Genomic DNA, 8,780 nt, shown 5'->3' on the forward strand with positions numbered 1-8,780 from the left:
CGGGATCTCGATCCTAGAACAGGTACTTGCCGCCCCAGCCGAACGAGAAGTACTGGACGTTGCTGATCGCACCGCCGCCCGCCGGGATGACGTACGACGCGTCGAGGTAGAGCGCGATGTTCTCGGTGAGCGCGACGTCCGTGCCGCCACCGAAGCGGCCCGCGAACGCCCACTGGCCGTCGCCCTTGCCGTGCGGCTCGGCGTTCAGGAAGCCGACGCCACCCGAGAGGTAGGGCTGGAAGCGATCGAGCGGCAGGATGAGCTTGCCGTTCGCCGTCAGATTGTTGGTCCAGATGCTCGCGTCACGGACACCCTTCACGCCGAAGTTGTCCATGTACTCGTAGATGCCCTCGACGGCGAAGATCTCGTTGAAACGGTAGCCTCCGCGGGCCTGGAAGCCGAGGCTGTTGCCGAAGAGATCACGCGCCGACCCTTGGAACGCCGACACGCCGTACACACCGCCGAGCCCAACGAACGCGCCCGGACGGTTGAACTGGTTCTCCTCCGCGTGCGCGGTGGCAGCCGCCACGAGCAGCGCGCAAACACTCAGAACTCGAACGAAACCCAAACGCATTTCCTCCTCCGTGTTCCTGCCGCGCAACGTGCGGCTCCGAGCAGCAAGTCGGTCGGATGTTGCCCGGTCTTTAAGCAGCAGGGCTGATAATGCTGCAAAACGCGTCGTCAAGCCGGGGAAACGCTGAAAAATGAAGCTCAGCGCTCGAGACCGACGATCGCGATCGAAGTCAGCGCCTTGTGCCGGATGTTGAGGCTGACCAGCAGCGCCGTGATGCCCTCGACGTAGCGGGCGAGGCGTAGCGGACCCGCGTCGACGGCCCGCAGGCCGGGCATCCGCTCGACCAGGGCCGCGACCTCGGCGCGCGCCGCGTCGTCGTCGCCGCACAGCAGCACGTCGCCCTCGAGAGACCGTGTCAAGTCCTGCAGCGCGTCGCTCGGCACGTTCTTGAAGGCGCACACGACGCGCGCCTCCGGCGCCGCGCGCTGCACGAGCTCGCTCACCGAAGGAACGTCGTCGACCGGCGTCAGCTCGGCGACCTTGCGACGCACGGTGAGCGGCACCATGGCGTCAATCACGAGCCGTCCGGCGAGGTCACCTGCGGCGCGCTCGAGGAATGCGCTCAGGCCCTCGACCGGCATCGTCATGATGACACGCGAAGCGAGCGTGACCGCCTCGAGATTCTCGCGCCCGTCGACCTCGGCGCCCGGCACGGCGGCGCGCACCTTGGCCGCGGCGTCGCGCGCGCGCTCGGCGACGCGCGAGCCGATCACCAGCTTCTCACCGGCTTGCGCAAGACGCAGGGCGAGTCCCATTCCCTGCGCACCGGTGCCGCCCAGGATCGCGATCGTACTCATCCGCGCCACCATAACGACCGGCGGTCGGACGCAAAACGCACGGGGCTCGAGTGTGTCATCGGTGACACTCTCTTGAGCGATCTCGGACCACCGCCGATACGCAAAATAGAGCGTGCGCGGAGCACGCCGGGAAAGATGAACTCGCCCATGAAAACATTCTTGTACGGTGTGGTCCTCGGCGCGTTGGGCGCATACCTCTACGTGATGAACGGCGCGTACATCGAGACCACGCTCGCCTCGGTCCTGTCCTGGCGCAACTCGGCCCAGAGCTCGGTGTACGGCTACGGCGGCAAGCCCAAGCAGCCGTATCCTTGACGCCGCGCCCTTGACGGCGCTCGGCCGTCACGCCTTCGACTCGAGGCGCTCGTTCTCGCGGCGCGGCCGCGCGAGCCCCAGCTGAAACCCCTGCTCGGACATTCCGCACGCGGATAACAGTCCGCGCGCGCGACGCCAGTGGTACGCGGCCCTGCGCGTCGTTACGGTCGTGAGATTCAGCGCTTGGCGGCGCGCTCTTCCTCGCGCTTGCGCAGCTCGGCACGGCGGATCTTGCCGCTCACCGTCTTCGGCAGCTCGGTGACGAACTCGATCTCGCGCGGGTACTTGTAGGGAGCGGTCGTATTCTTGACGTGCGTCTTGAGCTCGTCGACGAGCGCCTCGTTGCCGACCACGCCCTCGCGCAGCACGACGAACGCCTTCACCACGTGGCCGCGGTCGGGATCCGGCTTCGCGACCACCGCGGACTCGAGCACGGCGGGATGCGTGAGCAGCGCGCTCTCGACCTCGAACGGCCCGATCCGGTAGCCCGCCGAGATGATGACGTCGTCGGCGCGGCCGACGAACCACAGGTAGCCGTCCTCGTCGCGGTAGCCGCGGTCGCCCGTCCAGTAGAGGCCGTCGCGGAAGACGAAGGACGTTTCCTCTGGGCTCTTCCAGTACTCGAGAAGCAGGCTCGGCGGACGGTTGCGCACGACGATGTCGCCCACCTCGCCGACGGCCGCCTCGCTGCCGTCGTCGCGCACCACGGCGACGTCGTGTCCCGGGAACGGCAGGCCCATCGCACCCGGGCGGATCGTCATGCCCGGCAGGTTCGCGACCAGCAAGATCGACTCCGTCTGCCCGTAGCCGTCGTGGATCCAGAGCCCGGTGCGCTCGTGCCAGACGCGGATCACCTCCGGGTTGAGCGGCTCGCCGGCGCCGGTGCAGTGCCGCAGGTGCGAGAGGTCGAAGCGCCCGAGGTCTTGCTTGACGAGCATCCGGTACTCGGTCGGCGGCGCGCAGAAGGTCGTCACCTGGTAGCGCTCGAGCAGCTCGAGCTCGCGCACCGGATCGAAGCGACCGTTGTACATGAAGGTCGGCGCGCCGACGCCCCAGGGTCCGAACAGCACGCCGTAGGCGGCCTTCGCCCAGCCCGTGTCGGAGGTCGTCCAGTGCAGGCCGTCGGGCCGCGCGTCGAGCCAGAAGCGCGCGGTGAAGCGCTGGCACCAGGTGTAGGCGTGCGAGTGCAGCACCGCCTTCGGGTCCTTGGTGGTGCCCGACGTGTAGTAGCAGAGCGCCGGATCGGCAGACGCCGTGTCGGCGACGGCGAAGTCTTGTGATTGACGCGGGAGCTCGCGGTCGGCGTCGATCCAGCCGTCGGGAACGCCCGACGGCTCGCCGGACGCGCGCTCGAAGCCGAGCGGACGCCCCGAGAACGCGACCCGCACGGCCAGGTTCGGACAGCGCTCGCGCACCTGCTCGACCACCGCCGCGCCCTCGAGCGTCGTCACGATCGCGCGCGCGTTCGAGTGCTGTGCGCGGTACTCGACGTCCTTCGGCCGCAGCGCCGCGGTGCACGGGATGACCAGCGCGCCGAGCTTCAGCCCGGCGACGATCGACGCGTGCCACTGCGGCAGGCGCGGCAGCATGACCAGCACCGCGTCGCCGCGTCCGACGCCGTTCGCGGCGAGCAGGTTCGCGATGCGGTTCGAGGTGCGCGAGAAGTCCCAGAAGGTGTAGCGCGCGCTCCGCCCGCTCTCGTCCTCGAAGTACAGCGCGACGCGCCCGCGGTCGGCGGCGAGCCGGTCGACGACGTCGCGGCCGAAGTTGAAGTGCTCGGGGACGTCGAAGGTGAAGTCCGTCGGCATGGCGCATCGCTATGCCGCGCCCGGGACGCCGTCAACGACCGTGCGATCGGGTGGCTCTTCCGCAAGCACTGCCGCTTCGGCGAGCGACGTCGTGCGTGGCGTGGTGAATCCCGCGCGCGGCGAAGCGTCCCATCAGCGCGTCCTGTCGGGACGGATCGCAGGGGCTCGGAACGGTTCGACGTTCGTGCAATGGGGAGGGAACGGGATCTACGAGACGTGGTTTACGGACTAGGGGGCTGGTATCTTGGGCAAATCCCGGGTTGGATGATCCAGCATGGTCGTCCTGGCCCGGTCTTGGGTGCCTCCGTTGCTCGAGACGACTCGTCAAGCCCTTTGCGCGCGAGTCGACGTCGGCAAAGCGCCCCACCCCGGAGTCACGCTTCCTGCATCATCGGGTAGAGTGGCTACCTTGAGGCACGCCAGTCCCGCGAGCGTGCTCGCGAGGAATGGCCTCTTCGGCAGGTAAACGATGGAAGAATACGATCCGCAGAAGGAACTGAGCGACTGGATCAAGATTCTCGAGGATGCGTACCTGCGCAAGCAGCGAGTAGCCACCGTGATCTTCATCGACCAGGACGGTTCGGTCGAATCCGTCTCGGCCGACTTCGTCGACGACGTTCCGGACTTCCTCCAGTCCGCTTCCGAAGCGCTGCGCGACAACGAGCTCGAGATCTTTCCGGCGCCGTCGACGAACCCGGACGTCGGGCACTAGCCGAAAGCTCGGTCACCGGACGAGCATCGGCGCGTAGCGCGGCTCGCTGCCGAGCACGAAGCGCGCGAACGAGCGCGCCTGCTCCTCGATCACCTGACGCCAGGTCAGCCTGAGACCGCGCGGCGGATACGCGATCCGAGTGCGCAATCTGCGCTCGAAGAGCTCCACGAACCAGCGCAGCGCATCCCGCCGGAAGCGCACCGGCTCGCCCTCTTCCCCACCCTCGAAATCCTCCCGCTTGAAGGACTTTTGATTGATGCACGCGACCACCATCGGGTCGACGATCACCGGGCGGTACTCCTCCATCAGATCGCAGACCAGGGAGGGCCGGCCGTACGCGATCTCGTGCAAGGCGCCGAGGTACGGGTCGAGTCCCACGATCTGCACGGCGGTCTCGACCGCGTTGGCGAGCAACGTGTAGCCGAGCGACAGCAGGACGTTGACCGGGTCGAGCGGCGGCCTGCGGTTGCGCTCGGTGAACGAGAACTCCGGATTGCGCAGCAGCCGGGCGAAGACCCCGAAGTAGACCGCCGAAGCACGCCCCTCGCAGCCGCGGATCTGGTCGAGCGTCTCCATCTCGTCGACGCGGCTCGCCATGGCGTCGAGCCGCACGCTCGCACGCTCGAGCTCTTCGTCGCCTCCTTGGCGTCGCGCCGCCTTCAGAAGGAACGTGCGCGCATTGGCGATCTTCCCACGGACGATGTCGCGCGCCGCCGCCAGCGCGACCGCCGGATCCTGCAGCTGCCGATACTGCGCCAAGCGGAGCGCGACGTTCTTCGAGTGCTCGTGCATCAGCCGACCGCGGTAGCGGCCGTGCAAGGAAAGGAACACGGTGTCGACCCGCTCGCGGATGAGGAAGTCGAGCACCGCCGGCGTCAGCATGATGTTGCCCATCAGCACGAGCTGATCGAGGTCGTGCACCAGCAGCTCGGCGCGCATCTCGCTCTTGACCCAGACCTGCAGCACCGGACCGCTCCGGCGCACCACGGCACCGGGCTCGGTGACGTACACGGTCTTCATTCGATGCGTTCGAGAAGCCGCCGCACCGCTTGCTCGATGCGCTCGAGCCGCTGCTCGAGGTCGTGCGGCGCGGGCTGCCACGGCCCCTCGACCAGCGCAGCATCGGACGCGGGCACGGGACGCCGCGGCCCGGGCCGCGGCAACCGCTCGAAAGCGAGCAGCACGGGTGTCGCGTACAGGCCATCGGACGGGCGCGGGCACGCGCACGCGGAGGCCAAGGGCGCAAACAGCTCCTTCAGACGACGGCAGCCCATCGGCGCCTGCAATCCGCAGCGCACCCGATCGAGCTCCTTGCTGCTGACGCCGGCCGCGCGCAGCATCGACTCGATGCGCTCGTTCCGGCGTCCGATGAGCCCAACGGTGTAGACCAGCGCGCGGGCGGCATCGGAAGGGAGCGTCGGATCCTCGAACGCGCGGCGAGAGAGCTCCCGCAGGACGGCGCACCCGGCGAGCACCGCGTCGACGGCGCGCTCGGCCTCGCGGCCCGGCTCGATCGACGCGAGCGCCTCGGCGAGCGCGCGAGGTCCCGTCTCCGCGGCCATCCGCGTCGCACCGGGACGTGAGCCGTCGTCGCGCGCAGTCGCTTCGCCGCGGACGGCCGACGCCGGCGCCGCCGCGTCGTCGGCGCGGAGCGGGACGACCTTCGCGCGCAGAAGAGCGCGCACCGCCTCGGGATCGGAGAAGCGGATCCGCGCGAGCGCGTCTTCGTCGGGGAGGACGCTTCCGTCTGATGCGAGGAACACCGAGCGCCGCATCGTCGCCTGGTGAACGCCGAGCGGCAGCTTGATCAGGTTGCCGAGCCCCTTGCCCGTGAGGCGGTCCTGCTTGGGAAAGATCTCGAGCGCGACCGACGGTGGCAGCGGGCCCGCGCGGCAGACGATCTCGCGCAGCGCTGCGCGCGCTTCCGCTGCGGGCAGCCGCGGCTCGAAGAAGAGCCACACGTGCATCCCGTCGCCGCCGGTGCTCTCGACCATCGGCGCGAGGCCCGCGGACTCGGCCGCCCGCGCAAGCCGTCTGGCGGCGGACGCCAAGCTCTCGGGTGCGATCGCTTCCCGATCGTCGCGAGCGAGCCGGTCGTGCTCGAGAGCCTCGGGCGTCGGATCGAGGTCGAGGACGGCGAACGCGACCGTTTCGTCCGGAAAGAGCAGGTACTGGCCGAGGGTGTGCTTTCCGAGAAGGTGCTCTTCGACGGCTCGCCGGGTGAGCGGATCCCGTACGGGCCAGTAGCCGGTGCGGCCCTTTCGCGCATCGAACCACTGGCGCGCGTAGACGTCGCCGCGGCCTCGGAACAAGCCGTAGAAGCGATCCACCAGCGAGCGCGGCAAGGCGTCCGAGCGCTTCGGCGGCTCTCCCGCATCGAAGTCGAGAAAGTCCTCGTCGCCCGGAGCGTCGGGGCCGGCCTCGCCGAGCGGCGCCGAGCGCTCCGGCTCGCCGAGTGGAGCGAGCGCTCGAGCGGCTTCGAAATCACCGGCCTCGAGCAGAAGCGTCCTCCAGGCTTCGGGTCGAGAGAGCGCCCCCGCGTCGCGCGCTTCGCGAAAGAGCTGCGAGACGCGCTGGTAGTGTCCCTCGTCGGCGGCTCGCTGCGCGAGCCGGTAGAGAGCGTCGAGAGCCGCGCGCTCCTCGCCCGCAGCGGAGACCTCGTCGAGGGCGCTCGCGGCTTCGAGGTCGCCTTTCATCCAGCGAGCCGCTCGAGCTCCGCGCTCGCCCAATCCGCCAGCAGCGGCAGCCCGGACATCCGCCGTAACGCGGCCTTCGCCCCCTCGAGGTCGCCACTGCGCTCGCAGAGCTCCGCGAGGGCACGCAACGCCTCGCCGTCCTCCTTCAAGTAGCGACGTCGGCGGAAGTCTGCTGCCTGCTCGTAGGCTCGGCGCGCCTCGCGGGTGCGTCCCAAGCGCTCGAGCAGGCGTCCCTGCAGGAGCAACGTCCGGTGCCGTCCGGTGCGATCTTTCAGGAGCGCGCTCTTGTACATGCGAAGGGCCCGCTCGTGCCGACCACGCGCGTCCTCCGCCTCGCCCAGCAGCCGCCAGAGGTACGGCTTGCGGAGGTGCGGTCGCACGTTGAGCTCGATCCACGCGGCGGCGTCTTCCGGCTGGCTCCGGGCGAGAGCGATCTTGGCGAGCAACCCGTAGACGAAGTCGCGATCTCCTTCGTGCGGCGCTTCGAGAGCGAGCCTGAGGCCGCGCTCGGCGTCGTCCAAGTGTCCTTGCGCAACCAAGATCTGTGCGGCGAGGAAGAGCTTGAACACCTCCGCGACGTGCTGACGCTCGCGGTCGACCCTGATGCACTGGAACGCGTAACGTCGCGCCTCGTCGAGCCGCCCCAAACGCAGCGCCGAGCGTCCCGCGCCGTAGAGCGACTGCACGTAGCGCTTGAAATACCGGCTCGTCGGCGCGCGATCCGCCGCCGGCAGCTCCGAGAACAAGCGCAGCACCGTGCGGAAGCTGGCCAGCGCAGGCACGTCGCGGCCGCGCCGCACCGACGCGTGGTAGACGCCGAGCCGGTAGTGGTCGGTGATGGATCGTGGATCGAGCTCGAGCGCCTTCGCGATCCAGTGCTCGAACTTCTTGCGCGCCGCCTCCGGGTCGGCGAGGCGCGGCTTACGGTTCTTGTGACGCAGCAAGGCTGCGTACGCAAAATACGCGAGCGCCGACGCGCGTCGGTGCGTCTCCTCGACCTCCCAAGCGCGAAGCTGGATCGTCTCCGCTTCCTCGTAGCGTCCGAGCTGGGAGAGGCCGAACGCGCACTTGTCGGCGGTGGCGAGCCACGCGGAGTCGATCCGCTCCGGTAGCGATGTCGCAAGCTCCGCGAGGAGCTCCCAATTTTTGTCACGAAATGCCGCTGCAGCGGCGCTGGCGCTCGCGTGAGGGCCGACGCTGGCGCGTGTCGGCGACGCCACCCCCGGTGATGGGTCGTTCATGGCCTCACCTATGTGGTTCTTTATGTGATCCTTGGAGAGTTTACGTGGATGGGCTCGTTATGACCTGCGCGCCGGTGCTCATCAAGACATTTTTTGTCGGACTGACACCGTCGTCAGCGGTGCCCCGAACACCTCAGCGTCGCCGATGGCTGGGAGGGACGAAAGCAGACCCCTCGTCGGAGGAGATCTTCTGACCGCAACACCGCGCAGATAAGCCTGCTGTTGCGAACCGCAAGTCCAAATCCCCCTCACCGAGAAACCGTTCGTCGGAATCGAGGCCAGGAGCAGGAACAGAAGCAGGAGTCTCAATCCACTCATCGGGGAACCGTTCTTCTGAACGGCGGCCATCGAGTTCATCAAGAAGGCCCGACCTGAGTTCGGTCTCAATCCCCTCATCGGGGAACCGTTCTTCTGAACGCAGACAGGAGACGGCGATGGGACTCACTATCGTGCAAGTCTCAATCCCCTCATCGGGGAACCGTTCTTCTGAACCTCTCGTGAGGAGATCGTATGAGGAGAAGGTTCTTCGTCTCAATCCCCTCATCGGGGAACCGTTCTTCTGAACACGAGGTGAAGGCCGAGGTCTTCCTCCGGCGCAAGGTGTCTCAATCCCCTCATCGGGGAACCGTTCTTCTGA

Annotated in this window: 8 protein-coding genes; 2 read left to right on the forward strand and 6 right to left on the reverse strand. The window is 68.2% G+C overall.

Going from position 1 to position 8,780, the window contains the following annotated elements; translation table 11 throughout:
- Nucleotides 1–13: 13 nt before the first annotated feature.
- Complete coding sequence (locus tag VIS07_10480) at nucleotides 14–574, reverse strand: outer membrane beta-barrel protein (protein HEY8515926.1); 561 nt, start codon at nucleotides 572–574, stop codon at nucleotides 14–16.
- Nucleotides 575–711: 137 nt separating this feature from the next.
- On the reverse strand, nucleotides 712–1,371 hold the full coding sequence (npdG, locus tag VIS07_10485) for an NADPH-dependent F420 reductase (protein ID HEY8515927.1): 660 nt from the start codon (nucleotides 1,369–1,371) through the stop codon (nucleotides 712–714).
- Nucleotides 1,372–1,518: 147 nt separating this feature from the next.
- Between npdG and VIS07_10490 the strand changes: the two genes are divergently transcribed.
- Nucleotides 1,519–1,686 (forward strand): hypothetical protein, encoded by a 168-nt coding sequence (locus VIS07_10490; GenBank protein ID HEY8515928.1) that lies wholly within the window; start codon nucleotides 1,519–1,521, stop codon nucleotides 1,684–1,686.
- Nucleotides 1,687–1,862: 176 nt separating this feature from the next.
- On the opposite strand, the gene VIS07_10495 is transcribed toward VIS07_10490, so the two are convergent.
- Complete coding sequence (locus VIS07_10495; GenBank protein ID HEY8515929.1) at nucleotides 1,863–3,494, reverse strand: AMP-binding protein; 1,632 nt, start codon at nucleotides 3,492–3,494, stop codon at nucleotides 1,863–1,865.
- Nucleotides 3,495–3,963: 469 nt separating this feature from the next.
- On the opposite strand from VIS07_10495, the gene VIS07_10500 reads away from it, so the two are divergent.
- Entirely contained in the window at nucleotides 3,964–4,206 is a 243-nt protein-coding gene (locus VIS07_10500) for a hypothetical protein (GenBank protein ID HEY8515930.1), read from the forward strand.
- A gap of 12 nt (nucleotides 4,207–4,218) precedes the next feature.
- Here VIS07_10500 and cas1 read toward each other — a convergent pair whose 3' ends face one another.
- From cas1 to VIS07_10515, 3 genes are read right to left on the reverse strand one after another with little or no spacing between them, the layout of a single operon-like run.
- A complete protein-coding gene (cas1, locus tag VIS07_10505) occupies nucleotides 4,219–5,226 on the reverse strand; it encodes a CRISPR-associated endonuclease Cas1 (GenBank protein HEY8515931.1) in 1,008 nt (335 codons plus the stop codon).
- Nucleotides 5,223–6,902, reverse strand: a complete 1,680-nt coding sequence (locus tag VIS07_10510; protein ID HEY8515932.1) for a CRISPR-associated primase-polymerase type A1 — start codon at nucleotides 6,900–6,902, stop codon at nucleotides 5,223–5,225. The genes cas1 and VIS07_10510 overlap by 4 nt, the downstream gene beginning before the upstream one ends.
- Nucleotides 6,899–7,846: a tetratricopeptide repeat protein gene (locus tag VIS07_10515; GenBank protein HEY8515933.1), complete on the reverse strand. Its 948-nt coding sequence runs from the start codon at nucleotides 7,844–7,846 to the stop codon at nucleotides 6,899–6,901. The genes VIS07_10510 and VIS07_10515 overlap by 4 nt, the downstream gene beginning before the upstream one ends.
- Nucleotides 7,847–8,780: the final 934 nt, after the last annotated feature.

The organism is Candidatus Binatia bacterium (assembly GCA_036563615.1).
Lineage (GTDB): Bacteria > Desulfobacterota > Binatia > UBA12015 > UBA12015 > DATCMB01.